Below are 257 nucleotides of genomic sequence, written 5' to 3' on the forward strand. Positions count from 1 at the left end.
ATGCGCACCCTCGGATCATTACGCCCCGACAAGCGCCGCCGTATTGCCCGCGAAACCCTCGATATCTATTCCCCGATTGCCCATCGTCTGGGTCTCAACAGCATTCGTGTCGAAATGGAAGACCTGTGCTTTGAAGCCATGCACCCGATGCGCTCGAATCTGATTCGCAAAGCCGTCAAGAATCATCGCGGCCGCCATGCCGAAATCATTTCACAGATATCAAACAGCATCCGGAACCGTCTGAGTGAATACAATAT

1 protein-coding gene is annotated in these 257 nt (G+C 52.9%); it reads left to right on the plus strand.

Features of this window, described 5'->3' with window-relative positions; genetic code table 11:
* Positions 1-257, plus strand: a 257-nt coding sequence (locus Q4563_RS20935; RefSeq protein WP_303605890.1) for an HD domain-containing protein, incomplete at both ends; no start/stop codon positions are given.

This window comes from Gilvimarinus sp. 1_MG-2023 (assembly GCF_030548285.1).